Here is a 24,610-nt window from a genome sequence, read left to right as displayed (position 1 = left end):
GCGCGGTCGCAGCGCGTAGCGGACCTTGCATGCGCCTCGCACTCGCGCTCCTCGTCCTCGCCGGCTGCGCGCCGGAACGCGCCGAGCCGGCTGCGCCTGCCTCTGCGCCGGAACCGGCGCGGCACCCTGAGCCCCAGCCTCCCGCCGCTGCGGACCCCGGAACGCCGGCGGTCGAGGCTCCCGCGCGCCCTGCCGCGCCGGAATTCTCGCTCGATCCCTCGCCCGACGAGCTGCTCGTCCTGCGCGCGCCGACCGAGCCGTACTGGCGCGGCTTGCGACGCTCCCTCACCGCGCCCGAGTACGTCGCGTGCGAGCTGGCGACGCCGGGCGACCTCGCCCACCTCGACCTCGTGCGCGGCGAGGTTCGCCTGTCCCCACGGACAGATCGGCACCCGGTCGCGCACACCTGCGAGCTCGTCCGCGTCGATCGCCGGTTCGCCCCCTCCGAGCACCCGATCCGCCCGCTCGCTGCCGATCACCTCGGCGAGTTGATCCTGGGCATCGCTCCGGGCGAGCAGGCCTCGTGGCTGACGCACCCCGATCTGGAGCGGGCTCCGCAGCGCGGGTTCGTCGGCCAGGACACCGGCCACGTCGTGTTCGCCAGCGCCTGGCTCGACGACCTCGGCGATCACTTCGCCGTCCCGCGTCGTCCCTTGCTGGCGCGCGCCGAGCTCGAGCGCGACCTCGGAGCGCGGCTCGCCGCGGGCGATCGCGTCGCTCGCCTCGGCGGCGCCCATCACTTCTCGCCGCAAGTCACCGACGCCCAGGATCGGCTGGCGTTCGCCCGGGTCCCGGTGCTCTCGGTCACCGCCGCTTCGGAGCCCTATCAGGACGAGGGTCCGATGGCCGTGGCGCTCCAGGTGGCCGGCCAACCGCGTTACTTGCTGTATCAGCGCAAGCCCATGCGGTCCTCGTGGGAAGCCGCCCTGCGCCGCGGCCGCGTGATCGAGCGGATCGTCGAGGACGGGGCGCGCCCTCGCTAGTAGCGCCTCGTTCCGCGCCCGCGTCGATTCGTGCCGCCGCCGCGGTCGTTCCACTCTCCCCGGTCCCTCCACCACCGGCCAGACCATGGAGGCGCGGGCCGCCGACCTCGACGGCGACGGCGACCTCGATCTCTTGCTCGCCAAGGAGTGGCAGCCCAACGCCCTGCTCCTGAACGATGGGACAGGTCACTTCACCGACGCCTCCGAGCGGATCCCGCAAGCCGTCCACGATCACGAGGGCATCGCAGTCGCCGACCTCGACGGCGACGGCGACCTCGATCTCGTCGTCGCCAGCGAGGACGACGCCGCCAAGGAGCTCTACCTCAACGACGGCCACGCTCAGCTCGTCGACGCCTCCGATCGCCTGCCGCAGCTCGGCAAGTCGAACGCGGTCGCCGCCGCCGACATCGACGGCGACGGCGACCTCGACCTCGTGTTCGGCTGCGACGGCGCCGAGCGGATCTTCGTCAACGACGGCGCCGCAGTGTTCAGCGACGAGTCGGCGGTGCGGATCGCCCCGGCCACCGATGTCACCCAGGACGTCGCTCTCGCCGACCTCGACGGCGACCATGACCTCGACCTCGTGCTCGGTAACGAGGACGGCAACCGCCTGTTCTTCAACGACGGCGCCGGCAACTTCACCGACGCCACCGACGGCCGCCTCCCGTCGCCGGAGAAGCCCGAGGAGACCCGCAACGCCGATCTCGGCGACCTCGACGGCGACGGCGATCTCGACCTCTACTTCTCCAACGTCGGCTTCATCCCCGGCCGCGATCCGCAGGATCGGCTGCTGCTGAACGACGGCGCCGGCGCCTTCACCGACGCCACCCTCGAGCGGCTCGGCGTCGAGAAGTGGTGGACCATGGACACCGACCTCGTCGACATCGACAAGGACGGCGACCTCGACCTCGTGCAGGCCATCATCCCTGCCGGCAAGCGCTACCGACTGCGCCTCAACGACGGCGCCGGCGTGTTCACCGACGTCACCGAGACCCACCTGCCCGCCACCGCGATCGGCGCCGGCGTCGAGGTCGAGGCGGCCGACTACGACGGCGACGGCGACCTCGATCTCTACCTCACCGGCTTCGACAGCCCTGACCGCCTGCTCCTGCGCAAGTAACATGGCCGTCGTGCGCCCCGTGCTCCGCGCTCTCGGCCTGTGGCTCGCCATCGTCGCGGTGTTCGCCGCCAAGACCTGGCTGTCGCTGCGCCTCGTCGATCGCGCCGCGCCGCTCGCCGACATCCTCGCCGGCGAGCTGCTCACCTTCGCCCCGTGGCTCCCGCTCGCGCCGCTCGCCTTCCTCGCCGCGCGGCGCTTCCCGCTGGTCGGCCCCGGCCGCGCGCGTCACGTACTCATCCTGCTCGGCGTCGGCGTCGCGCTGGCCCTGGCCCACATCCTCCTCGGGGTCGTCCTCGCCGCGCTCGTGAGCGTCGACGCGGCGCCTCTCGGCGAGCTGCTCGAACGCGTGCGCCAGACCATCCCGCGGGCCGTCGGCCCACACCTCGTCGGTTACGCCGCCCTCGTGGCCGTCGCCCACGCCCTGGCCTTCCGCCGCGACGCCGACCGCCGCGCCGCCGCCCTCGAGGCCGCGCTCGTCCGCGCCGAGCGCGACCGCCTGCGCATGCAGCTGCACCCGCACTTCCTCTTCAACACCCTGCACGCGGTCTCGGCGCTGATGACCCGCGACGTCGCCGGCGCGCGGCGGATGATCGCCGGCCTCAGCGAGCTCTTGCGGGTCTCCCTCGACGACGACGACGACGACGTCCCGCTCGCGCGCGAGCTCGAGATCCTCGGCCTCTACCTCGACATCCAGAAGACCCGCTTCGCCGATCGCCTCACGATCACCCTGGACGTCGATCCCGAGGCCCATGCCGCGCGCGTACCGAAGTTGCTGCTGCAACCGCTGGTCGAGAACGCGATCCGCCACGGCGTCGAGCCGCGGGCCGGCGGCGGCACGGTCGGCCTCGCGGCCCGCCGCCGCGGCGATCGCCTGCTGCTCCGCCTCCGCGACGACGGGGCCGGCCTCTCGCCGCGCGCGCGTGAGGGCGTCGGCCTCGGCAACACCCGCGCGCGGCTCGAGAAGTCCTACCCCGGCGACCACCACTTCTCGCTCGCGCCGCACCCGGACGGCGGCACGCTCGTCGACATCGACCTGCCGTTTCGCCGCGGGTAACCTCGATGCCGACCCACATGGCCATCCGGGCGCTGATCGTCGACGACGAGCCGCTGGCGCGCGACCTCCTGCGCGAGATGCTGGCCGCGCACCCGCAAGTTGCCGTGGTCGGCGAGTGCCGCAGCGGCGCCGAGGCCGTGCGCGCCATCGACCGGCTCGCCCCCGACGTCGTCTTCCTCGACGTGCAGATGCCGGAGATGAACGGCTTCGAGGTCGTCGCCGCCGTCGGCGCCGCACGCATGCCGAGGGTCGTGTTCGTCACTGCCCACGATCGCTACGCGGTGCAGGCCTTCGAGGTCCACGCCCTCGACTACCTGCTCAAGCCGTTCGACGACCGGCGCCTCGCTCGCGCGGTCGCCCGCCTCGACGCCGCCGGCGACGGCCTCGACGCGCGCCTCGCCGCCCTGCTGGCCGAGCGCGCCCCGGCCCGTCCCGAGCGCCTGGTGATCCACGACGGCGGCCGCGCCCTGTTCGTCCCGCTGGCCGAGATCGACTGGATCGAGGCCGCCGGCAAGTACGTGGTCGTCCACGCCGGCGCGGCCAGCCACGTCCTGCGCGAGTCGATCTCGACCCTCGAGGCCGAGCTCGACCCGCGCAGCTTCGCCCGGATCCACCGCTCCACGATCGTCCGCGTCGAGCGGATCCACGAGGTCCGCAGCCTGCTCGGCGGCGACTACGAGGTCGTCCTGCGCGACGGCACCAGCCTCACCACCAGTCGGGGCCACCGCCACCGCGTCCAGGCCCTGCTCGGCCGCCGCGGCTGAAACTACTGTGCCTTCGGACATGTCCTCCGAGACATGCCGGATAGGACATGCCCGGCACGACATGCCCTCTGCGACATGCCCTCGCGGACACTCAGCGCGCCGCGACCGCGCCCGCCTGCGCCTTGGGGAAGCTGCCGTACGAGAACAGCGCCGCCGGGGCGACCTCGACCACGTCGGCGATCTTCTTCAGCCCCTCGAGGTCGACGCGCTCGCGGTTGCCGACCAGGCCGACGATCGGCGGCACCGTGGCGAAGCTCGTGGCGAAGCCCTGCAGCTGCTCCTGCGTCATCGCCCCGATCGTCTGCCACACCCACGGGCGCGGGTCGGACTTCTCGCCCAGCTCGTCCCAGGCGTGGACCATCCACGCGCTCGCGCGCGGGTCGACGCGGCTGCTGCGGTACTCCTGCTCGATGGCGGCCCGCGTCGAGCCCAGGCGCACCGCGTCGAGCGGGCGGCCGAGCAGCTCGAAGAACACCTTGAGCGCCTCCGAGGTCTTGTCCGACTGCGTGCCGAGCCCGCCGTGCAGCGCCCACGCGTCGGTCGGCCGCGAGCCGGCGAACAGCACGCCCCACGCGTAGTAGACCAACCCCCGGGCCTCGCGCATCTCCTGGAACAGCAGCGTGTTCATGCCGCCGCCGAGGTACTCGCTGAGCATCCGCGCCGCCGGCCGCTGCTCGCGGGTCAGCGCGCGCGACGGCAGCGCGACCGCGATCGTCGACTTGGCGACGTCGCGGTGGGTGAAGTAGAGCGTCGGCTTCGTCACCTTGCGGTACGTCACCGGCGGGCGCAGCGGCAGCTTGCGGTGGTTCTTGCCGAGCGCGACCGTCTTGGCGGCCTCGGGCGCGGCGCGCGGGCCGAAGTAGAGCGTCTTGTGCTGGTGATCGAGGAAGTCGCGGGCCAGCCGGGCCAGCGCGTCCGGCCTGGCGGCGGCGATCTGCGCGTTGGTCGGCGCCTGCAGGTACTCGCTGTCCTTGCCGCGGATGGCGTAGTCGGCCAGCGCGCCGGCCAGCTGGTCGGGGTCCTCCATCGCGTCGCGGCGGGTGCTGATCACGTTGTCGGCGATCCCGCGCAGCACGACCGGATCGATCTTCACCTCGCGCAGCCAGCGATCGACCAGCGCCAGGCTCTGCTCCATGTTGGCGTCGACGCCCTCGACGGTGATGGCGCTCTCGTGCGCGTCGCACGAGAAGCGGACGGCGGTGCCGAGCGAGAACAGCTTCTTCTTCAGCGCCTCGGCCGACAGCTCGCCGGCGCCCGACTGCTCGACCACGTCGAGCGCGTGGCACAACATGCGCTCGCGCTGATGCCCGCGCTCGAACCGGTAGGTCAGCGAGAACAGGTCGTTGCGGCCGTTCTTGGCCGCGACCAGCGGCCCGCCCGGCAGCTCGGCGCGGGCGTAGTGGGTGCCCTCGACCAGCCACTCCGGATCGAGCTGCTTGGCCGGCCGCTTCAGCGCCGCCTCGGCGAACGCGCTGTGCCGCTCGGGGTGCAGCTCGACCGGCGTCAGGGTCGGCTTGTCGATCTTGGCGACCTCGGGCTTGCCGGCGCGGCGGTGGACCGCGCTGTAGTTCTTGCCGAGGTACGTGTTGGCGACGCGGATGACGTCGTCGCGGGTGACCGCGCGGATCTTGCGATCGCGCGCGACCATGTGCTTCCACGAGCGGCGCTGGATGAACGCGTCGGTCATCTTGCGCGCGCGGAAGTCGTTGCTCTCGCGGGCCCGCTTGTCCGCGATGTCCTGGTTGAGCACGATCGCCGCGACGTCCTCGGGCGTGAACTCGCCGCGCTTGAGCTTCTCGACCACCCCGAGCAGCAGCGCCTCGACCTGCTCGTGGGTCTGGCCGTCGCGCAGCTGGGCGCGCACCGTGAACCACCCGGCCGCCTGCAGGAACGTGCCGCCCGCCGAGGCCGACGGGACCTTCTGGCTCAGCTCGAGCTCGACGTTGAGCAGGCCGCTGGTGCTGTTGTCCATCAGCCAGTCCATCACCGTCAGCGCCGGCTCGTCGGCGTGGTCGGCCGCGCTCGTCTGCCAGGCCAGCACGACCTCCTGCTCGCCCTCGGCGATCACGTCCGTCTGCACGCGCGCCTCGATCGGCTTCCGCGAGCCCGGGTCGAGCGGCTCGAGCACCTTCGTCTCGAGCTTGCCGAGCGTCTGCTCGAGCTTCGGCAACACGGTCTCGGGGTCGATGTCGCCGGCCAGCACCACCGCCATGTTGTTCGGCACGTACCAGCGCTCGAAGTAGTCGACCATGTCCTGGTAGGCCGGCACCTTGAGGTGCTCGATCTCCCCGATCGTCGTCTGCGTGCCGTACGGGTGGCGCGGGAACAGGTTGCGCGCGGTCGCGTAGTAGGTCCGCACCCACGGGTTGTCGAGCGACAGGTTCTTCTCCTCGTAGACCGCCTCCATCTCGGTGAAGAACAGGCGGAACACCGGATCGGTGAAGCGCTCGGCCTCGACGTCGGCCCACACGTCGAAGCGGTTGCTCGGCACGTCGACGATGTAGACGGTCTGGTCGAACGAGGTGAAGGCGTTGACGCCGAAGATCCCGAGCTCGGCGTAGACGCGGTCGAACTCGTTGGGGATCGCCGTGGCCGCGACCTTCTGATTCTCGGCGTCGAGCTCGGCGAACAGCTGCTTGCGCTTGTCGGCGTCGGTGGTCGCCCGCAGGTCGCGGTAGAGCTGCTCGATGCGGGCCAGGTGCGGCGCCTCGGCGGCGTGGTCGAGGGTGCCGAGCTCGTCGGTGCCCTTGAACAGCATGTGCTCGAGGTAGTGCGCGAGCCCGGTCGAGTTCGCGGGGTCGGAGCGGCTGCCGGCGCGCACGGCGATCCAAGCGTCGAAGCGCGGCTTCTGCCGATCGGTGCTGATGTACACGGTCAGCCCGTTCGACAGCCGATGCACCGAGACCGCCAGCGGATCGTCGGGCAACGCGCCGTGGGTCGGCGGCAGATCGGAGGCGGCGAGGATGACCTCGCGGATCGCCTCGGGGCTGGCCTTCGCGACCTCGCCGGGCGGGGTCGTGGTGGAGGTCGTGGCGGTCTTGCAGGCGACGGCGCTGAGGACGAAGGCGCCGAACAGGCGCGAGACGAGCGTGGACATCGAGGCGATCCGAAGATCTGCATCTTACGCCGCTGCAATCGCCCGCACGTCCGCCCGGGGCCGCACGAACACGGTAAGGCGGCGCGGCGCGGCGAGACGTCGATCACGCGCGCGCGGCGGGCCGCGGACCCGCGCGCGCACCGGCGGGCAGGCCCGTCAGTTCGGCATCTGTCCCGAAGTGCCGCCCACCGGTCCCGACGGCGGTCGACCGCCGCGACGCCGCACCACCGGACCCGCGTGGTGATGCACCATCTTCCACTCGCCGTCCTCGCGCACGAAGATGTTGGTGGCCACCAGCTCGGTGTCGCCGATCGTCTGGGCGCAGATGACGTAGCCCATGTCCTCGCCGGGGAACGCCTCGGCGGCGCCGTACTCGATCTCCCGCGGCGCGGAGCCGGCGAGGATCGCCTGCCAGCTCTCCATGATCTCCTCGCGCTCGACCAGCGGAGTCCAGCCCGGATGCACGCACGTCACCGGCACCACCCGAGCCCACACGTCGTCCATCGCGCTCAGGTCGGCGCGAGAGAAGGCCTCGTAGAACCGACGGTTGGCGGCCAGCAGCGCGTCGCTCATCTGCGGCAGATATAGCAGCCGCCGCCGCCGCCGGCTCGGGCGGAACGATGCTCGACCTGGTCCGGATCGAGCGAGCGGTCAGCCGCGCGAGTCGGGGATCTCGGGGCTGCGGGTGAGGCGCGCGCGCGCTTCGAGCACGCGCGCGGCCGCGCCCTCCGCGGTGGGGCCGAGGGCCGTCAGGTGGCCCATCTTTCGCCCGACGCGAGCCTCCGACTTGCCGTACAGGTGCAGCTTGACGTCGGGCAGCGCCAGCGCGGCGGCCCAGTCGGGCGTCCCGCCCTGCCACACGTCGCCGAGCAGGTTGGCCATCGCCGCCGGGCGCAGCAGTTCCGTCGAGCCCAGCGGTAGGCCGCACACGGCCCGCAGCTGCTGCTCGAACTGACAGGTCACGCACGCGTCGATCGTGAGGTGCCCGGAGTTGTGCGGCCGCGGAGCCAGCTCGTTGATGAGGAGCGCGCCGCCCGGCAGGCAGAAGAACTCGACGCACAGCACGCCGACGACTGCGAGCGACTCCAGCAGCCGGCGCGCGATCGCCTGCGCCTCGGCCGCGACCTCGGGGGCGACGCGAGCTGGCGCGAGGGACAGGTCGAGGATCCCGCGCACGTGCTGGTTCTCGACCGGCGCGTACACGGCCGTCTCGCCGGCGTGCCCGCGCACCCCCACCACCGACAGCTCGCAGGCGTAGGGCACCCACGCCTCGACGATCGCCTCGTCGGACTGCAGCGCCGCCCAGGCCGCGGCCGCCTGCTCGGGCGCCTCGATCTTGACCTGGCCCTTGCCGTCGTAGCCCCACCCCGCCGTCTTCAGCAGCGCCGGTCGACCGACCTCGGCCATCGCCGCCGCGACCTCGGCGGCCGAGCGGGCGGCGCGGAACGGGGTGACCGGAAAGCCATGTTCTTTGAGATATGTCTTTTCGCGCAGGCGGTGCTGCGTCGTGTGCAGCACCGAGCCGGCCGGGCGCACCGGCGCGACCGCGGCCGCGGCCTCGACCGTGGCCGCCGGCACGTTCTCGAACTCGAAGGTGACGACGTCGACCGCCGAGGCGAACGCGCGCACCGCCGCCAGGTCGTCGTAGGGCCCGCGCAGCTCGAGGTCGGCGACCTGGCCGGTCGGCGTGTCGACGTCGGGCGAGTAGGTGTGGACGCGGTAGCCGAGGCGACGGGCGGCGATCGCGAACATGCGGCCGAGCTGGCCGCTGCCGAGCACGCCGATCGTCGCGCCGGGGAGGATCGGCGACTTGGGATCACGCATCGGGGAGCACCTCGCTGCGCACGTCTTCGGCGCGCTTCCGCTGGAACTCGCGCAGCGCCTGGGCGAGCGCCGGGCGGGCCAGCGCCAGCACCCGGATCGCCTGCAGCGCGGCGTTATAGGCCCCGGCGGCGCCGATCGCCAGGGTGCCGACCGGCACGCCGCGGGGCATCTGGACGATCGACAGCAGCGAGTCGAGCCCGCCGAGCGCGGCCGTCTGGATCGGCACGCCGAACACCGGCAAGCGCGTCTCCGAGGCCACCATCCCGGGCAGGTGGGCGGCCCCGCCCGCGCCGGCGACGATCACCGCCAGGCCGCGGGCCTCGGCCGAGCGCGCGTACTCGGCCAGCCACTCGGGCGTGCGGTGGGCCGAGACGACCCGGCACTCGTGCGGCACGCCGAATTGCTTCAGCACCGCCGCGGCCTCGCGCATCGTCTCCCAGTCGGAGCGGCTGCCCATGATCACACCGACCAGCGGGCCGTCGACGGGGCTCGCCTGCTCGCCAATCGTGTCCGGGCCTGCGCTCATGGGCGGATTATCCAGATCTGGTGGAACACGACAACAAAAACTAGTGTTTGTCCCCTCGATGTCACAATTGCCCGCGTTCGTCGCCGCCTGCCTCGTATTTCTGCTGGCCAGCGAGGCCGGCGCGGAGCTCGAACCGAAGCGCAAGGGGCTTCAGGTCGATATCGCGGGCGGCCTGTCCTTTTGCATGCCGGGCGGCGCGGCGCGGTGCAAGCGCGTCGACGGCAGCACCGCCCCGCACGCCGGCGGCGTCGTCACCGTCGGCTACCGCTTCCGGCCGTGGCTGCTGGCCGGCCTGTCCTACGAGTTCGGGCTGCTGCGGCCGTCGTACACCGACATCCTCGGCGGCCGCCCGCTCTACGGCCCGGCCCGTCACCAGGGCATCTTCGGCGTGGTGCGCACCGGCGTCGACGTCGGCCGCATCGACCTCGGGCTCGAGGTCGGCCTCGGCTACTCGCAGCAGGTCGCCACCTACGTCCACGACGACTTCCGCGGTCAGCGCTACGGCACCCTCGGCTTCGCGGCCCGCGTCACCCCGCTGCTCGCGGTCTACGTCACGCGTCGGATCTACCTCGGCCTGCGCTGGGACGTGACGATGAACTTCCATCGCAGCCCGGCATGCAGCCCCGGCCGCTGTGAGGGCCCCGTGCGCGCGCCCGCGTTCGGCCACCACTCTCTGCTGGGCCTGATGTTCGGCGTGACGATCTGAGCGGCGGCCCCGGCGCGACTTCGCCCGGGTCATGCCCACGTTCGGCCGTCGCCTTGCGCTTCCGGCGACTGCCTCACAAACAACCCGCATGACGACCCCTGCCCGCCTCGCGCTGTGCGCTCTCGCCGCGACCCTCACCCTCAGCGTGGCCACCCCCGCCCGGGCGGCGGACGTGAAGCGCCGCGGCGGTCAGGCGGAGATGATGATCGGCGGGTCGCTCTGCATCCCGAGCCGGACCGGCTGCAAGTCGACCGACGAGGTCGTCGGCCGCACCCTGCCCTCGTTCGGCATGGGCTTCACTCTCGGCTTCCGCCCGATCCGCGCCCTCATGATCGGCGCCGCCTACAACGTCGGCTTCTTCAACGCCGACTACCAGACCGCCACCACCGACGCCTACCGGGCCTCGTACCAGAACAGCTTCTTCGCGGTGATCCGCGGCATCCTGCCGATCTGGCGCATCGACCTCGGCCTCGAGATCGGCCCCGGCTTCTCGCGTCAGGTGTTCAACGCCCGCGGCGGCGTGCTCCCGTACGACCGCCAGTTCTCGCAGGGCTTCGCCCTCAAGACCGCGCCGTCGATCGACTTCTTCGTCACCCAGCGGTTCTTCCTCGGCGGCAAGATCGACTTCATCTGGAACTTCCACCGCGAGGTCTGCACCGCCGAGGGCGGCAATCGGGCCTGCTTCAAGCGCGACGACAACGATCAGGCCAGCGTGCATCAGATGATCGTCGGCTTCCACCTCGGCACCACCTTCTGAGCTCCCGGCGACGCCGGGCTCGGCCTTGAGTCACTTCGCGGCGGGACGGGCGCGCTGTTACAGTCGGCTCGCCATGTGGACCCCGCCCGACAAGATCCGCCACGCGATCCCGCCGGCGCGCTGGCCGAGCGCCGAGGAGGCGGCCGCGAGCCGGTGGTTCTCGCCGATCGACGTCGGCCCGTGTCGCCTGCACGCGCGCACCTGGGTGCCGGCGATGGTGCCGTGGCGGGCCTCCGACGACGGCCGCGTCACCCCCGACGTGATCGCCTGGTACGCGCGCTTCGCCGCCGGGGAGCCGGGCGCGCTGGTGGTCGAGGCGACGGGGATCCGCGACGTCCCGAGCGGCCCGCTGCTGCGGATCGGCGACGACCGCTTCGTGCAAGGCCTGGCCGAGCTGGTCGCGGCAGTGCGCGCGGCCAGCGGGGGGCGCACCCGCCTGTTCATCCAGCTGATCGACTTCCTCGCGGTCAAGCGCCGCCCGCGGGCCGACAAGTTCTTCGCCCGCTTCTTGCGCGTCGACGCCGGCCACCGACGACGCCTCGCCGCCGCCCTCGCCGACGACCGCTGGCTCGAGGCGCCCGAGGCCGAGCTGCGCGCGCGCCTGATGTCCGCCGAGACAGGTCTTTTGGAGCAGGTCCTCACGGACAGGGAGCGCCGCGAGCTCGACTACGGCTACCGCGAGCTGGTGACCGACCTCGATCTGCCGCACGTGCGCGACCTGCCCCGGGTCCTGCCCGAGCTGTTCGCCGCGGCGGCTGCGCGGGCCGAGGCCGCCGGGTTCGACGGCGTCGAGCTGCACTACGCCCACGCCTACACGATGGCGAGCTTCCTCTCGCGCACCAACACCCGCGGCGACGGCTACGGCGAAACCATCGCAGGTCGCGCTCGCCTGCCGCTCGAGGTGCTCGCGGCAGTGCGCGCGCGCGTCGGCGCCGGCCTGGCGGTCGGCTGTCGCATGCTCGGCGACGAGGTCATCGCCGGCGGCAGCGACCTCGCCGACGCCGCGCAGTTCGCCCGCGCCTTCGCGGCTGCCGGCATGGACTTCGTCAGCGTGTCGAAGGGCGGCAAGTTCGACGACGCCCAGCAGCCCAAGGTCGGCGAGGCGGTGTACCCCTACACCGGGCCGAGCGCTACGAGTGCATGCCGACGATCCACAGCGACGCGCGCGGCCCGTTCGCGCGCAACGTGCCGCTGGCCGCCGCGATCCGGGCCGCCATTCGCGGCGACGGCCTCACCACCCCGGTGGTCGCGGCCGGCGGGATCCACAGCTTCGACCAGGCCGAGGCGATCCTCGCCGAGGGCCACGCCGACATCGTCGCCGCCGCCCGCCAGAGCCTCGCCGACCCCGACTGGTTCCTCAAGATCCGCCTCGGCCGCGGCGCCGAGGTTCGCCGCTGCAAGTTCACCAACTACTGCGAGGCGCTCGACACCCAGCACAAGCAGGTCACCTGCCAGCTGTGGGATCGCGTCGAGCTCGACGAGCCCGATCTGGCCCGCTCGCACGACGGCCGGCGCCGCCTGGTCGCCCCGCGCTGGCGCCGATGACATGTCGCTTCGGGCATGTCGATTCGGATATGTCCATTCGGACATGTCGATTCGGACATGTCCGAAAGCACGAGCGTCAGCCCCCGCGGCGAGCCAGGCGCATCTCGGTCGGGCCGGGGCCGATGGTGAACAGCTGGAGCGTCAGCTGGCAGCCGTCGGCGCTGACGGCGACCGGGCAGGTCACGAAGCCGGCCACCCGCAGCGAGGTGCTGCGCGTGACCGTCTGCCAGCCGCCGTCGAGGCTGTCGCGCTCGGCGAACCACACCCCGGCGCGGCCGTCGTTGGGATCGCCCTGCCCCCCGCCCTCGCTGTCGAACGCGCCGAAGAACAGCCGCAGCCCGTCGGGCGCCAGCGCGGGACAGGCGAGCACGCCGAAGCCCGGGTCGCTCGGCGTCACCTTCAGCGGCGTGTTGTCGGGGAAGGTCGCGTGGATCTGCGGGTCGCGGGCGATCTGGTAGAAGTTGAAGCCGAGCTGGAACTGCCCGAACGGCGGGCCATCGTCGCGCTGGAACAGCAGCGTCGCCCCGTCGGCGGTCGGGTTCGGGTGGCTCTCCTGGCCGTTGCCGAACGCCTTCACCCCGCCGGCGACCGTCGGCACGCCCCACATGTCGCCGTCGCGCGGCAGCACGTAGATGTCGCCGCCGGGGCTGTCGAAGAACAGCTCTTGAGTGCCGTCGACGAACGCCGGGCGGTCGGCCTGATAGCTCGACGACGGCCACGACGACACCCCGGGCGGGAACGCGGCCAACGGGTCGTCGCGGGTCGAGCGGATCACGTGCCACTCGTTGCCGAGGAACGCCCGCCAGTGCAGCGTCTTCGCGTCGGGCGAGAGCATCGGCGAGCTGCCGGGCGGCGTGACGGGCAACGTAGCGACGGCCCAGTCGTCGATGCCGAGGTCCCAGCAGCTGACCGGCTCGCCGGTGCTCGTCTCGGTTGTCCCCGAGGACATGTCCGGAAGGACCGCCGTGGTCGAGGCCGTCGACGTCGTCACCTCCGAGGTGCCGGGGGCCTCGGTCGTGGCGGTCGAGCTCGTCGGCACCACCCCCGTGCTCGCGGTCGTGGTGGTGGTCGTCGTCGTCGACGTCGACCCGCCGGTGGCGCCGTCGGTCTCGACGGAGTCGTAGGCCGGATTGGGTTTGAGACAGCCGGCGGCCAGCGCCGCCGCCGCTACCACCGTAAACCACGCGCGCCGCACCCTCATCGGCATAGCGGATCGCCGGTCTCCCGTCGACGCCCACGCAGGGAGGCCGGCCTGACCTGCGTTCGGCGCCCCCCGCCGCTCACGGCGCCGCGATCTCGACCTCGATGAACGCCGGTACGACGTCGCTCTGCAGGTGCACGCGCGCGAACAGTTGGTCGGGGTCGAGCCCCGTGGCCGCGAAGTCGAACACGTGGCCGACGCCGGGCGTGTACGGGACCTCGTGGGTGTCGCCGACCGGCAGGTTGTCCTTGATGAAGGTCAGCGTCAGCGGCACTCGCACATGCACGGGATCGGCCGCCGCGACCTCGGGATCGAGCAGGCGGAAGCCGCTGATCGGCCACGTCTTCACCAGGTCGTAGGCCGGCGGCGGCCGCACCACGTCGAGCTTCAACTCGCCACCTTCGAGCACCGCGGTCAGCTCGTGCTCCTTGGCGAAGGTGACCTCGAAAGGCGCAGTCTCGAGCGCGTAGTCCTCGGTCGCCCGGCCGTCGAACGAGCGGCCGGCGATCCGCAGGCGATATGTCCCTGCGGGCATGTCCGCCGGGACCTGCCAGTCGACGTACCACTTCTGCTCGCGCTCGGGGAGCAGCTTGCCGTTGGGCTCGGGCACCGGCGCGTAGTGGGTCAGCATGTGATAGCGCGTGTTGTCGAGCGCGGCTCCGGCCCAGCCGCTGGGCGACTGCACGTCGACGAAGCCGCCGCCATCGTCGACCTGGACCGTCACGCGCGGCTCGCCGAGCGCCGGGTCGCCGCCGTTCCAGGCGATCCGCAGCGTCTCGCCGCGCCCGAGCCCCATCGGTGGTTCGCCCGTCAGGCCCGGCGCGTCGACGCTCGCCTCGAGCGCCCGCGGCTCGAACGACTTGCCGACCGACAGCGCCGGCGAGTCCTCCGACCACACCGGCGAGCCGTCGCCGGCGATCAGCGAGTCGATCACCGTCATCTGGCCGTCGACCAGGTACTTGGCCAAGAGCGGCCCCCACAGGCTCATCTCCGACTCGTAGCCGCCCTGCAGCCAGTCGTCGGGCTGCGTCAGGTACAGCAGGTGATCCTGCGAGTAACCGAACACCATGCCGTCGACCGCGCGCTCGTCGTAGCCGGCGCGCGCGTACTGGATCACCGACGCGGTCGGCTCGCCCGGCAGCGTCAACATGTAGAAGTCGTCGAGGCGCGCCACGGTCAGGTAGGTCTGGTGGATCTCGCCGTGCGGCACCTTCTCGCCGAGCGACTCGAGCAGCCCCTGCATCGGCATGCAGTTCTTCGGCTTGCCCTCCATGCTGGTAGCAGGGTTGCCGTCGTCGACGTCGCCCTCGGCGCCCTTGCACTGCCAGCCGCCCCACAGGAACGGCCCGCCCTGCGAGTTCAGAAACTCGGGGTAGTCGTCGTAGCCGATCCCGCTGTACGTCAGGTCGGCGCGGCGCGAGCGGACCCCGAGCGTCGCCTCGTCGCGCCACTCGATGGCGTCGTACAGCTCGAGGATCTTCGGCGCGGCGGCGTGGCCGACCCGCTCGATGCGGGCGGGCTCCGGGTGGCCGAGGCTGTCGCCCGCGGGGGACGCGTCGCCGCCGCCCGACTGGGCGAACATGCCGAAGATCGGCTGGCCCTTGGCGGCGAAGAACGCCTCCTCGAACTTCATCTCGAGCCCGCCCGGCGCGTCCTCGGTGAACAGCTCGTTCGGCGAGTCGAACACGGTGCCGTGCATGCCGAAGTTGATGACCGTGGCCATCGGCGCGCCGTCGGGGCGGCGCACCGCCAGCAGCGTCAGGCGGGCGTCCTTGCCGTACGTCGGGTCGTTCTCGCCGCGACGGTCGCGGTACACCGCGTCGTCGGGGTCCCAGTCGTCGTTCCAGGCCACGCCCCACTGCGCCGGCCCGAGGTCGGCCACCGCCGCCGCGATCACGTCGGCCATCGCCGTCGTCATGCGGTCGATCAGCTCCTCGTCGGGCGAGTCGGCGCCGACGAACCCGAGCGGCGCCGGCAGCCGCCAGTAGCGGGCCAGGTTGTGGTGCGAGTGCGTCGCCGCGGTGATGAGCCGCCCGGTGATGTCGATGTCGTGCAGCGCCTTGAGCTTCTCGATCGTGCCCTCGGTCAGCGAGTGCTCCGAGCTCATCGTCGGCGTCTTCATCACCACCAGGCGCTCGCCGCCGACCTCGATGACCATCGCCTTGATCGTGCCGAGCCCGTAGAAGCCGGACGTGCCGTTCAGCAGGTGGTTCCACGGCGTGCTGTTGGTGACGGTCCGCCCGCCGAACCCGGCCATCGACGCCCCGACCGGGCCGGTCAGGTAGCCGACGGCCACGCCGGCCTGAATCGGGCCCTGAGGCAGCGGATCGATCTCTTCCGTGGGGTTCGCGGTGGTCCCGCTCGTCGACGAAATCGTCCCCTCCGACGTGGTCGGCGTCACGTCCGTGGTCGAGCCCGTCGCGGTCGTCGCGTCGGCCGTCGCGGTGCCGTTCGTGGCCGACGTCTCCGTGGTCGGGCCGGGGCATCCCGCCAGCGCAAGGGCCGCGAGCGCCCGTCCCCACGAAAGCTGCTGCTTCATCATCATCGCCGACTATACCGCCGCGTGACCGCAGCGGAACCGCGCCGCCAGCCCGCCCCCCCGCACGCGAGCTCACGCGCCCGGACGCACCGTCCTGCCCCCAGCCTCGCGCGCGTCGATCAAGCTGCGCCTGCCCCTTCGAGCGTCGACAAAGCGGCGCCTGCCTTTGCTAGCCTCGGATCCTCGCGCCCCGTGGTGACCCCCCTCGCCACTGTCCTCTTCATCCTCACGTGCTTCGCCGCGCGCGCGTCGGGCCATTCCTTGACGTGGGTCCAGGAACCTGTCCCAAAGGACAGTGAACTCCCGCCGCCGACCGGCCCGCTCAAGTCGGACGCAGCGGCCGGCGGAGCGCTCGAGTCGGACGCCGCCGCCGCCGGAGCGCCCGAGCCGGCCGCTGCGTCCGCGGTGCCGGCCGCCGCGTTGCCGCCCGCCACGGTGCCCGAGGGCGCGCGCCCCGAGGGCGGCAAGCCGCCGGTCGGACCGGCGCCGACGCTCCCGCCGCGCGAGCGGGTGCGCTGGAGCTGGTTGACTCACCCGCTGTCGCCCACGCCCAGTCAGTACCAGATCCGCAAGGGCAAGAGCCCGCACCGCGTGCTGCCGCTGCCGAGCGTGCGTTCGCAGCCCGGCGTCGGCCTCATGCTGGGCGCCAACATCTCCTACGCCTACCGCCGCCACGAGGGCGACCCGAACCGGATCTACATGATCCTCGAGTCGCGGGTGTCGCTGAAGAAGGTCCAGGATCACAGCTTCTTCATCCGCCTGCGCGATCTCCTGCGCCGCGAGGAGGTGTTCGAGCTCGGCGTGCTCGGCTACGTCGACCCAGTGTTCCCGTACTTCGGGATCGGCAACAACAACAACCTCGAGGGCATCGACCTCCAGGCCCGCTACTACCAGGCCCACCTCAACACCGTCGGCGGCTCGCTGACCTACCAGCACCCGCTGTGGCTCCTGCCTGCCCGCGGGGACAAGCCGCCCGGCCTCCTGCGCTCGTACGCCGGGCTCGCCTACTACGCCGACCGCGTCCGGGCCTACGACAACTCGCTCCTGCTGGCCGAGCACCCGGCCGCCGACCTCAACGCGCGCCGCGGCCTCATCCGCCTCGGCCTCACCTGGGACCGCCGCGACAACGAGTGGAGCCCCGGCAAGGGCAGCCTGTTCGACGTCATCGTCGACAACGCCGGCCCTTGGACCGGCTCGACCGACGCGTGGGGCCGCTTCTCCGCCAACTTCCGCACCTACTGGACCCTCGGCGTCGACAAGCTGGTGCTGGCCCACCGCCTCAGCTTCGACGCGCTGTGGGGTGACGCCCCGCTGGTCCCGCTCGGCGAGTTCGGCGGCCTCCTGACGACCGACGGCCTCGGCGGCGCTGCTGCCGGCCGCGGCTGGATGCGCCGCCGCTACATCGGCCGCCTCAAGGCCTTCGGCAGCCTCGAGCTGCGCTTCGAACCGCTCGAGCTCAAGGTCCGCCGCCACACCCTCGGCATCGGCCTCAAGGGCTTCGTCGACCTCGGCGTGGTCGCCGATCGCATGCAGGACCTGCCCAAGCACTGGCACGTGTCCGGGGGGACAGGTCTGCAGGTGATCTGGGACCGCTTCGCCGTCCTCCGCCTCGACGCCGGCTTCTCGCGCGAGAGCTTCGGCATCTACTTCATCAACGAACACGCGTTCTGAGCCGCGCGCTCTCGCGTCATGTCCGTAGGCACATGTCCCCGACGACAGGCCACGTCGTCTTTCGGTCACGTCGTACGAGCGCGCGCGAGCCGGTCCGTCACCCCGCTCCGCGCGCACGACCGCGCCACGCCCCGGCCGCCCGGCTCGGGCTGCGAATCGCCGCCGACTTGCGCCCCGTTGGCGCGGCTGCCTAACATGGGCGCCTTATGCCTGACTTGACCCTTCGCCCCTGGCCCCGCGCCCTGTGCCTCCTCGCCGTCCTGAGCGGCTGCCCCGACAAGAACGGCGGCGACACCGACAGCGACACCGGCACGACCGCCGCGACCGACCCGACCACCACCGACGCCACCACCGACGCCCCCACCGGCGGCACCACCGACGCCCCGAATTCCGGCTGCATGGCGCCCACCGGCGCCAAGGCGGACTTCTCCGTCGCGTGGGGCGTGGCCGACCCGCCGTGCGGCCCGGAGAGCTGCAGCGTCGACCGCGACGGCACCTGCACGGTGAGCGCCGTCGGTCTCGACGCCGCCAAGCTCGCGCTGACCCTCGACTGCGAGCACGACGGTGTCGGACCGTCGACCGACGTGGTCACCCTCGACGTCGTCGACCCGGCGATCGACCTCGCCGTCGGCGACAGCGTCGACCTCACCTACCGCGAGCGCGTCGTCTTCGAGGATCAGCCCGACCTGTGGCTGCGGCTCGTCGACGCCGACGGCCTCGTGCTGGCGGTCGGCAGCGGAGGCGCCCAGGGTGATCCGGAATTCGGCCAGACCTTCCTCGACGAGGTCGCAAACCCGTTCAGCGCCGAGTTCGTCGCCGGCTGCGACGACGCCTCCGAGGACCTCACGCAGCTCGAGTTCAGCCACGCCGGCGTGACCGTCGCCGTGCCCGAGACGCGCTGGTCCACGCTGGCGGCCGAGGGCCACACCTGGCTGCTCGACGTCAAGCAGGCCGCCGCCGCCAGCGCCGACCCCTGGTTCGCCCAGCTCGAGTTCGCCATCGTCCGCCTCGACCCGGCCGCCGAGATGCCCTGAAGGGCATGTCCTTCGGACAATGCGCCGCAGGACATGTCCCAAAGGACATGCCAGCGCTGCACGCAAAGCGCCCTGCGTCGAGCCGAACGCCGCCGCGGCGTCGCGCCGGCTGCGGCCTCGAGGCGCGAGCCCGAGCTCCGCCTGAGGCGGGCAGTCTTCTGCGGCAGGATGCTCGTCAGCACAGGCCCATGGCGCGCATCGACGCCACCCCGACGAGCCGGACATCACGCCCCACCACGAAAAAAGGGCGCGCCCTGCGGCGCGCCCTCCTTCGAGCAACCTGTCCCTGCGGACAGTTCAGTCGCCGTCGCCGGCCTCGGGCTCCGCCTTCGCGTCGGCGCCGGCGGGCGTGGGCGCGGGGCCGCGAGCCTTCATCTCGACCGGCGGGTGACCGGCGGGCATCTCGCTCGGGTTGACGACCGGCGGGCGCTTCGGGCCGCGCGGGTCGGGGCCGAGCAGCTCCTCCATCTTGTTCTGGACCTTGTACTTGGCGAGCAGGCTGTCCTTCAGCTCACGGCGGCCCTGGTGCAGCTTGCGCTGGCTGAGGCGCTCCTTGATCTGGTCGGCGAGCGCCTCCTTGGGCAGGTCGCCGGGCGGGTACTTGGCCAGGATCTTGATGATGTGGATGCCGAACTTGGTCTCGACGGGCTTCGAGATCTCGCCGGGCTTGAGCTTGAAGGCCGCGACGCTGAACTCCTCGACCATGCGGTCCTTGGTGAAGATCCCGAGGTCACCGCCCTTGTCGGCGCTGGGGCCCACCGAGTTCTCCTTGGCCAGCTGGGCGAAGTCGGCACCGGCCGCGGTCGCCTTCTTGTGCAGCTCCTCGGACTTGGCCAGCGCCTCCTTGCGCCACTTGTCCTTCTCCTCCTGCGACGGCTCGGGCGGCTTCTCGCCCATCGCCGTCGGCTGCTCCTGCGGGCCGATCGGGATCAGGATGTGCGCGGCGTGGATCCGCTCGCCCTCCGACTTGTAGTTGGGCTTGATCTTCTCGTACTCCTCGTCGACCTCGGCGTCAGTGACGGCCAGCTTGCCGTCCTTGTCGAGGAACTGCTGCTCGAGGATCTCGGCCACGTACATGTCGCGGAGGCTCTGCTCGGTCTCGCCGCGGCGCTGCAGGTGCTTGTCCCAATCCTTGATGCCCTGCTTCTGCTGCGTCTCGCGCTCGGCGAGCTTGGCGGCGTCGACCTCGATGCCGCGGGCCTTGGCCTCCTGGCGGAGGATCTCGTTGTAGACCAGGCGCTCGGTGATCGACTTGCGATAGCGCCGGTCGGCCGACGGCGGGATCTCGCGGCCTCGGTCGGTGTACTTCTTCACCTTGAGGTCGTAGATGTCCTTGAACTGTGCCAGCGGGATCGCGACGTCGTTGACGGTGGCGATGACTTCAGGAAGCGCCGGCAGGCCCTCGCCCGTGGCCGCCTTCGTAGGCTGCTCCGGGGCGGCCTTCTCGTCGGTCTTCTGCGGCGTGGGCGTGCTCGGCGAGCAGCCGACGGCGAGGGCGAGACAAAGTCCGAGGGACACGCGAGGGACGAAGCGAAGCATTCTGTTCTCCTGGCCGACGCGAAGCGGGCGGTGCCCGTGCGGACCGGTCGTCGCATTCGCGCGGCGACCGCAGGGCGTCGGCGGCGCGAGATTGTAAGCCGGAGCGAGCGTCCGATCCAAGCGGCGACGACAGCGGCGGTCGGGTCCACCCGACCCGGTCGCGCCCGGAGCCCCGCGTGAGCCTCCCCCGGGGCGCTTGCGGGGATTTTGGCGTAGCATCCCGCGCCCATGACCCGCCTGGTCCAGATCCGCGGCACGAGGATGGCGCCGGAGCCGCCCGCGCCGGCGCCCGAGCTGCCCCACGTGGCCGGACCGCGCGTCTACGTCGAGACGCTCGGCTGCCAGATGAACGAGGCCGACTCGGCGCTCATCGTCGGACAGCTGGCGGCCCGCGGCTACGTGCGCGTCCCCGATCCGGCGGCCGCCGACGTGATCCTGCTCAACACCTGCGCGGTGCGGGAGAAAGCCGAGGAGCGGGTCTACGGGCGCACCAGCCAGCTCCTGCGGCACAAGAAGGACAACCCCGATCTGGTGTTCGGCATTACCGGATGCATGGCCGAGCACCTGCGCGACAAGGTCCAGAAGCAAGCGCCGCACATCGGCCTCGTCGCCGGCCCCGACAGCTACCGGCGGATCGGCGTCCTGGTCGACCGCGCGCGCTCCGGGGAGCGGGTCGTCGACGTCGCGCTCGACCGCGAGGAGACCTACGAGGGCCTCGACGGCGTGCCCGACGACGACGGCGTCAGCGGCCAGGTCTCGATCCAGCGCGGCTGCGACAAGTTCTGCACGTTCTGCGTGGTCCCGTACACCCGCGGGCGCGAGCGCGGCGTGGCCCCGCGCGAGGTCCTGCGGCAGGCGCGGCACCTGGCCGAGCGCGGCTACAAAGAGATCGTCCTGCTCGGCCAGACCGTCAACTCGTACGTCTGGGAGGACGCGAGCTTCGCCGATCTGCTGCGCGCCGTGGCGGCGATCGACGGCGTCGAGCGGATCCGCTTCACCAGCCCCTACCCGGTCGACTTCGACGAGCGGCTGATCGCCACGATGGCCGAGCTCGACAAGGTCTGCCCGTACATCCACCTGCCGGCGCAGTCGGGCTCCGATCGCATGCTGACTGCGATGAAGCGCGGCTACTCGCGCGGCGAGTTCGTCGACCTGGTCGGCCGCCTGCGCGCCGCGCTCCCCGACCTCGCGCTGTCGACCGACCTGATGGTCGGCTTCTGCGGCGAGAGCGAGGACGACCACGCCGAGACGCTGTCGCTGATGCGCGAGGTCCGGTTCGACTCGGCGTTCATGTTCCGCTACTCCGACCGCGGGATCACCTACGCCGCCCGCAAGCTGCAGGACGACGTGCCCGACGAGGTCAAGGGCCGCCGCCTGCAAGAAGTCATCGAGCTGCAGGAGCAGCACACCCGCGCGTCCCACCACGCCCGCGTCGGCAAGCGCGAGCGCGTGCTCATCAGCGGCCTGTCCCACCGCGGCGACCGCGTGCTCGGGCGCACGCCCCGCTTCCAAAGTGTGCTCCTGCCCCTCGGGACAGGTGCCCCGGGCCAGACGATCGAGGTCGAAGTCACCGCGACCACCGGCCACTCGCTGATCGCGGGCTGAGCGGCGGGAAGAGCGAGCACCTGCCTCTCGGGACAGGTGCTCGGGAACTAGCAGCTCTCTGCTCGCGGGCTGAGCGGCAGTCGGCTTCAGCGTCCGCGCGGCTGGTTCACCCCGACCCGGTCGCCGCGGCCACCGGCGGCGAAATGCGGGCCAGCAGCGCCTCCTGGCGGCGCTGGCTGAGGTACAAAAAATTCGCGGGCAGGCCGAAGCGCAGCGGCGCCTGCGTCGACGGAGCGTCCTTCGCCGGGAACCGTTCCGCCATCGCCGCGGCTGCGCGCACCAGCATGCGATCGACCGCGCCCAGGTCGTACTCGGCGCCGAGCTGCAGCTTGGCGCGGACCGGCGGCGGCACGATCGACACCGCCGCCCGCGCGACGGCCCGGTAGAAGAACCCGAGGGCCCGCGCCTGTCCCTTGCCCGTCTTGATGATGGTGAGGAACTCGTCGACGATCGGGTGCGCTTCGAAGCGCGGCGTCAGCCGGTGCATCATCGCCTCGAAGTCGGCCTCGCTCGTGAGGACGTTCTGGACCCCGTAGAGCCGCGCCACCGGCCCGCTCTCGGCGAAGTAGCGGCGCCGGTCGGCCGCCGACACGGGCGCGACGAACCGGTCGTAGGCGGTGAGGAACCCGTACACCGCGGTCGCGCTGACCCAGTCGAGCAGCTCCGTGTCGAGGGCGCGGTACGGTTCACCGCCCGGCGTCGAGCCGTTCACCTTCGCGTGCAGCTTGTTGACCCCCGCGATCACGCGACGCGCCGCGCTCTGCGGCCCGTACGCGCCGACCATCGCCGCGATCGCGGTCCTGCGCGAGCGCCCGACCGGGTCGGCCTTGTACGTCGAGTGGTCCCACACGCCGCTGCGGATCCGCGGATCCGCGAACTCCAGCAGCACCGCCGCCACCCCGCCGATCGCCAGCGCCACCGGGTTCTTGTAGATGCGCCAGTGGACCGAGTCTGGCCCGACGAAGCCGGGCTCGCCCCGCGGGTTCGCGTAGTCGATCTTCCACCCCATGTACTGCGTCTGCGAACCACTGGAGTCCATGCCGCGCCTCCTCGACGGCGATCGTATGACGCTTCGCCGGGCCGCCGGCAAGACGCGCCGCGAAGACGGCCCCGCCGACCTTGTGACAGGCGCCGCTCGCCGAATATCGACTCGCGCGAGCATGTTTGTCGCTCCCTGGCCCCACGTAGCGACGGAGCGCTGACGCGCCCGCTCGTGACTGCGGGATGACCCGGCCGCCTCGCCATGCTCATGAAGACATGTCCCCTCGAACATGTCCTCCCGAGAAGCTCGCAGCGCCCCCGCCCTGACGACCCAACGCGAGAGGGCCCGCGCCGGAGCGGCGACAGGCCCTCGCGTCGCGCCCAGAGGCGCCGAGCCTCAGAAGTTGAAGCCGAAGCCGAAGCCCTGCATGCCCTTGCTGAGGATCGGGCCGCCGCGGACGTTCTGGATCCGCGACACCGACTTGAGGCTCTTCTCGGTCTTGATGAAGTCCTTCGCGTCGGTGCGGTCCTGATAGATGATGACCGCGAGGACGCCGGCGAGGAGCACCGTGGTGAGGAGGGCGACGTCACCGCCGATCAGGCGGTTGCGCATCGTGTTGCCCTTGTCGGCCACGTCGGCGGCCATGCGGGTGTACTCGTCGGACTGCAGCGGGTCGGTCTTGTCGAGGCCCGAATTGTTGAGGTCGTCGAGCGCCGACTTGTAGGGCCCGCGGGCCGCGAGGCCGAGCGAGTAGAAGATGCCGGTGGTGAGCAGCGCGCTGGCGGTGAGGCCGAGGGCCACCCACGCGCGGGTCTGGAAGTAGCCGAAGGTCGGCCCGCGCTTGCACGCCGGGCGCAGGTCCTTGGGGTCATCCTTGTTGACGCGCGGCTTCGGCGGGCCGGTGCGGCAGAAGTCCTTGAAGTCCTTTTTGAGGTCGACCTTGACGTTGCTGGTGTCGATGAGCTCGCCCTGGCCGGCCGCGACCTTGCCGATGGCGTCGTCGATGGCCGCCTTCTCGGCCGCCAGCTCCTCGGGCGTCTTGGCCGGCTCGTCGAGCTCGGCGAGGATCTTCTGCTCCTCGGCCGTGGCCGGGGCGGCGGGCGTGCGGTAGTTGTTCAGGTTGGCGACCATCGCCCGCGGCAGCGCGAGCGGGAGGATCAGGTCGTCGGGGCTGAGCGACGGCGTGAACTCCTTGACCTTGGCCTTCTTGGCGACGTCGTAGATGACGATCGAGCTCGCCCCGTTGGGCCCGCCGACGTTGCCGTAGATCAGGTAGTCGTAGACGGTGCCGGACTTGGCGGCGCCCTTGTTGAGCCACTCGATGACCTTGCCGACGCACGCGTCGGCCCCGCCCTTGCACTTGACCTTGCCCGCCGCGCCGTCGATGTCGAGGGCGACGCCCTTGACGTTGTAACCGGCGGCGCTCATGTCGGTCAGGATCTGCGAGCGCAGCGCCTCGGCCGACGCCGGGTCGCCGCTCAGGCGAAACAGACCGATGGTGTTGCCGGTCGAAGCAGGAGCCGGCGCCGCGGCGAACATGCCGAAGGACGCCGGCGAAGCCGCAGCCGCGGGCAACGGCGAGAAAGCGAGCGCCGCACAGAGGACGCCGGTGAAGGCGCGGAGGAGCGGCGACGGGCGAGACGACGTGATGGCTGCGGTCATG

Annotated in this window: 21 protein-coding genes and 1 pseudogene; 12 read left to right on the top strand and 10 right to left on the bottom strand. The window is 71.7% G+C overall.

The window, feature by feature from the left end:
- Positions 1 to 29 precede the first annotated feature (29 nt).
- The 4 genes from OV090_RS25695 to OV090_RS25680 all read left to right on the top strand — a co-directional run bounded on the left by OV090_RS25695 (position 30) and on the right by OV090_RS25680 (position 3,921).
- A complete protein-coding gene (locus OV090_RS25695; protein WP_267707248.1) occupies positions 30 to 983 on the top strand; it encodes a hypothetical protein in 954 nt (317 codons plus the stop codon).
- Positions 984 to 1,068: 85 nt separating this feature from the next.
- Complete coding sequence (locus tag OV090_RS25690; protein ID WP_267707247.1) at positions 1,069 to 2,103, top strand: VCBS repeat-containing protein; 1,035 nt, start codon at positions 1,069 to 1,071, stop codon at positions 2,101 to 2,103.
- 10 nt (positions 2,104 to 2,113) lie between these two features.
- Positions 2,114 to 3,157, top strand: coding sequence for a histidine kinase (locus OV090_RS25685; protein WP_267707246.1), 1,044 nt, complete (start codon positions 2,114 to 2,116; stop codon positions 3,155 to 3,157).
- Between the two features lie 17 nt (positions 3,158 to 3,174).
- A complete protein-coding gene (locus OV090_RS25680; RefSeq protein ID WP_267707245.1) occupies positions 3,175 to 3,921 on the top strand; it encodes a response regulator in 747 nt (248 codons plus the stop codon).
- A gap of 91 nt (positions 3,922 to 4,012) precedes the next feature.
- Here OV090_RS25680 and OV090_RS25675 read toward each other — a convergent pair whose 3' ends face one another.
- The 4 genes from OV090_RS25675 to purE form a co-directional block, all read right to left on the bottom strand.
- Positions 4,013 to 7,018 (bottom strand): M16 family metallopeptidase, encoded by a 3,006-nt coding sequence (locus OV090_RS25675; RefSeq protein WP_267707244.1) that lies wholly within the window; start codon positions 7,016 to 7,018, stop codon positions 4,013 to 4,015.
- Between the two features lie 156 nt (positions 7,019 to 7,174).
- Complete coding sequence (locus OV090_RS25670) at positions 7,175 to 7,591, bottom strand: nuclear transport factor 2 family protein (RefSeq protein ID WP_267707243.1); 417 nt, start codon at positions 7,589 to 7,591, stop codon at positions 7,175 to 7,177.
- A 78-nt stretch (positions 7,592 to 7,669) separates the two neighbouring features.
- Positions 7,670 to 8,842 (bottom strand): 5-(carboxyamino)imidazole ribonucleotide synthase, encoded by a 1,173-nt coding sequence (locus tag OV090_RS25665; protein WP_267707242.1) that lies wholly within the window; start codon positions 8,840 to 8,842, stop codon positions 7,670 to 7,672.
- Positions 8,835 to 9,368: a 5-(carboxyamino)imidazole ribonucleotide mutase gene (gene purE / locus OV090_RS25660; protein ID WP_267707241.1), complete on the bottom strand. Its 534-nt coding sequence runs from the start codon at positions 9,366 to 9,368 to the stop codon at positions 8,835 to 8,837. Before purE ends, OV090_RS25665 begins: the two co-directional genes overlap by 8 nt.
- A 58-nt stretch (positions 9,369 to 9,426) precedes the next feature.
- Between purE and OV090_RS25655 the strand changes: the two genes are divergently transcribed.
- The gene (locus tag OV090_RS25655; protein ID WP_267707240.1) at positions 9,427 to 10,074 is read left to right on the top strand and encodes a hypothetical protein; all 648 of its coding nucleotides are present in this window, start codon (positions 9,427 to 9,429) and stop codon (positions 10,072 to 10,074) included.
- Between the two features lie 88 nt (positions 10,075 to 10,162).
- Positions 10,163 to 10,831, top strand: coding sequence for a hypothetical protein (locus OV090_RS25650; protein ID WP_267707239.1), 669 nt, complete (start codon positions 10,163 to 10,165; stop codon positions 10,829 to 10,831).
- A 57-nt stretch (positions 10,832 to 10,888) separates the two neighbouring features.
- Here the strand turns inward: OV090_RS25650 and OV090_RS25645 are convergent, their stop codons facing one another.
- Positions 10,889 to 11,263, bottom strand: coding sequence for a hypothetical protein (locus tag OV090_RS25645; RefSeq protein WP_267707238.1), 375 nt, complete (start codon positions 11,261 to 11,263; stop codon positions 10,889 to 10,891).
- A 172-nt stretch (positions 11,264 to 11,435) separates the two neighbouring features.
- Between OV090_RS25645 and OV090_RS50905 the strand changes: the two are divergent.
- Positions 11,436 to 11,867, top strand: a pseudogene (locus tag OV090_RS50905) (NADH:flavin oxidoreductase); the annotation flags it as partial.
- A 104-nt stretch (positions 11,868 to 11,971) separates the two neighbouring features.
- On the top strand, positions 11,972 to 12,376 hold the full coding sequence (locus OV090_RS25635) for a hypothetical protein (RefSeq protein ID WP_267707237.1): 405 nt from the start codon (positions 11,972 to 11,974) through the stop codon (positions 12,374 to 12,376).
- 76 nt (positions 12,377 to 12,452) lie between these two features.
- Here OV090_RS25635 and OV090_RS25630 read toward each other — a convergent pair whose 3' ends face one another.
- Complete coding sequence (locus OV090_RS25630; protein WP_267707236.1) at positions 12,453 to 13,325, bottom strand: hypothetical protein; 873 nt, start codon at positions 13,323 to 13,325, stop codon at positions 12,453 to 12,455.
- Here OV090_RS25630 and OV090_RS25625 point away from each other — a divergent pair.
- Positions 13,324 to 13,500: a hypothetical protein gene (locus OV090_RS25625; protein ID WP_267707235.1), complete on the top strand. Its 177-nt coding sequence runs from the start codon at positions 13,324 to 13,326 to the stop codon at positions 13,498 to 13,500. The two genes, OV090_RS25630 and OV090_RS25625, sit on opposite strands and share 2 nt — an antisense overlap.
- A gap of 156 nt (positions 13,501 to 13,656) precedes the next feature.
- Here the strand turns inward: OV090_RS25625 and OV090_RS25620 are convergent, their stop codons facing one another.
- Complete coding sequence (locus tag OV090_RS25620) at positions 13,657 to 16,116, bottom strand: hypothetical protein (protein ID WP_267707234.1); 2,460 nt, start codon at positions 16,114 to 16,116, stop codon at positions 13,657 to 13,659.
- Positions 16,117 to 16,308: 192 nt separating this feature from the next.
- Between OV090_RS25620 and OV090_RS25615 the strand changes: the two genes are divergently transcribed.
- The gene (locus OV090_RS25615; protein WP_267707233.1) at positions 16,309 to 17,787 is read left to right on the top strand and encodes a BamA/TamA family outer membrane protein; all 1,479 of its coding nucleotides are present in this window, start codon (positions 16,309 to 16,311) and stop codon (positions 17,785 to 17,787) included.
- 206 nt (positions 17,788 to 17,993) lie between these two features.
- Complete coding sequence (locus OV090_RS25610; protein WP_267707232.1) at positions 17,994 to 18,821, top strand: hypothetical protein; 828 nt, start codon at positions 17,994 to 17,996, stop codon at positions 18,819 to 18,821.
- A 297-nt stretch (positions 18,822 to 19,118) separates the two neighbouring features.
- Here OV090_RS25610 and OV090_RS50900 read toward each other — a convergent pair whose 3' ends face one another.
- Positions 19,119 to 20,339 carry a peptidylprolyl isomerase gene (locus OV090_RS50900; RefSeq protein ID WP_267707231.1) on the bottom strand — a complete coding sequence of 407 codons (1,221 nt, stop codon included), beginning with the start codon at positions 20,337 to 20,339 and terminating at the stop codon, positions 19,119 to 19,121.
- Between the two features lie 249 nt (positions 20,340 to 20,588).
- Here OV090_RS50900 and miaB point away from each other — a divergent pair, with 249 nt between their 5' ends.
- Positions 20,589 to 21,965, top strand: coding sequence for a tRNA (N6-isopentenyl adenosine(37)-C2)-methylthiotransferase MiaB (gene miaB, locus OV090_RS25600; RefSeq protein ID WP_267707230.1), 1,377 nt, complete (start codon positions 20,589 to 20,591; stop codon positions 21,963 to 21,965).
- 106 nt (positions 21,966 to 22,071) lie between these two features.
- Here miaB and OV090_RS25595 read toward each other — a convergent pair whose 3' ends face one another.
- Both OV090_RS25595 and OV090_RS25590 read right to left on the bottom strand, forming a co-directional pair.
- Positions 22,072 to 23,004, bottom strand: coding sequence for an oxygenase MpaB family protein (locus OV090_RS25595; RefSeq protein ID WP_267707229.1), 933 nt, complete (start codon positions 23,002 to 23,004; stop codon positions 22,072 to 22,074).
- Positions 23,005 to 23,343: 339 nt separating this feature from the next.
- Positions 23,344 to 24,609, bottom strand: coding sequence for a hypothetical protein (locus OV090_RS25590; protein ID WP_267707228.1), 1,266 nt, complete (start codon positions 24,607 to 24,609; stop codon positions 23,344 to 23,346).
- Position 24,610: the final 1 nt, after the last annotated feature.

This window comes from Nannocystis sp. RBIL2, from assembly GCF_026626745.1.
GTDB lineage: Bacteria > Myxococcota_A > Polyangia > Nannocystales > Nannocystaceae > Nannocystis.
This window is presented reverse-complemented; position numbering and strand designations above follow the sequence as displayed.

Excerpts from the sequence above, each read along its gene's own strand:
- OV090_RS25625 (WP_267707235.1), top strand. The coding sequence starts at position 13,324 with ATGTCCGGAAGGACCGCCGTGGTCGAGGCCGTCGACGTCGTCACCTCC.
- OV090_RS25690 (WP_267707247.1), top strand. The coding sequence starts at position 1,069 with ATGGAGGCGCGGGCCGCCGACCTCGACGGCGACGGCGACCTCGATCTC.
- purE (WP_267707241.1), bottom strand. The coding sequence starts at position 9,368 with ATGAGCGCAGGCCCGGACACGATTGGCGAGCAGGCGAGCCCCGTCGAC.
- OV090_RS25695 (WP_267707248.1), top strand. The coding sequence starts at position 30 with ATGCGCCTCGCACTCGCGCTCCTCGTCCTCGCCGGCTGCGCGCCGGAA.
- OV090_RS25670 (WP_267707243.1), bottom strand. The coding sequence starts at position 7,591 with ATGAGCGACGCGCTGCTGGCCGCCAACCGTCGGTTCTACGAGGCCTTC.
- OV090_RS25595 (WP_267707229.1), bottom strand. The coding sequence starts at position 23,004 with ATGGACTCCAGTGGTTCGCAGACGCAGTACATGGGGTGGAAGATCGAC.
- OV090_RS25675 (WP_267707244.1), bottom strand. The coding sequence starts at position 7,018 with ATGTCCACGCTCGTCTCGCGCCTGTTCGGCGCCTTCGTCCTCAGCGCC.
- OV090_RS25665 (WP_267707242.1), bottom strand. The coding sequence starts at position 8,842 with ATGCGTGATCCCAAGTCGCCGATCCTCCCCGGCGCGACGATCGGCGTG.
- OV090_RS25630 (WP_267707236.1), bottom strand. The coding sequence starts at position 13,325 with ATGTCCTCGGGGACAACCGAGACGAGCACCGGCGAGCCGGTCAGCTGC.
- OV090_RS25620 (WP_267707234.1), bottom strand. The coding sequence starts at position 16,116 with ATGAAGCAGCAGCTTTCGTGGGGACGGGCGCTCGCGGCCCTTGCGCTG.
- miaB (WP_267707230.1), top strand. The coding sequence starts at position 20,589 with ATGACCCGCCTGGTCCAGATCCGCGGCACGAGGATGGCGCCGGAGCCG.
- OV090_RS25635 (WP_267707237.1), top strand. The coding sequence starts at position 11,972 with ATGCCGACGATCCACAGCGACGCGCGCGGCCCGTTCGCGCGCAACGTG.
- OV090_RS25680 (WP_267707245.1), top strand. The coding sequence starts at position 3,175 with ATGGCCATCCGGGCGCTGATCGTCGACGACGAGCCGCTGGCGCGCGAC.
- OV090_RS25610 (WP_267707232.1), top strand. The coding sequence starts at position 17,994 with ATGCCTGACTTGACCCTTCGCCCCTGGCCCCGCGCCCTGTGCCTCCTC.
- OV090_RS25590 (WP_267707228.1), bottom strand. The coding sequence starts at position 24,609 with ATGACCGCAGCCATCACGTCGTCTCGCCCGTCGCCGCTCCTCCGCGCC.
- OV090_RS25650 (WP_267707239.1), top strand. The coding sequence starts at position 10,163 with ATGACGACCCCTGCCCGCCTCGCGCTGTGCGCTCTCGCCGCGACCCTC.
- OV090_RS25655 (WP_267707240.1), top strand. The coding sequence starts at position 9,427 with ATGTCACAATTGCCCGCGTTCGTCGCCGCCTGCCTCGTATTTCTGCTG.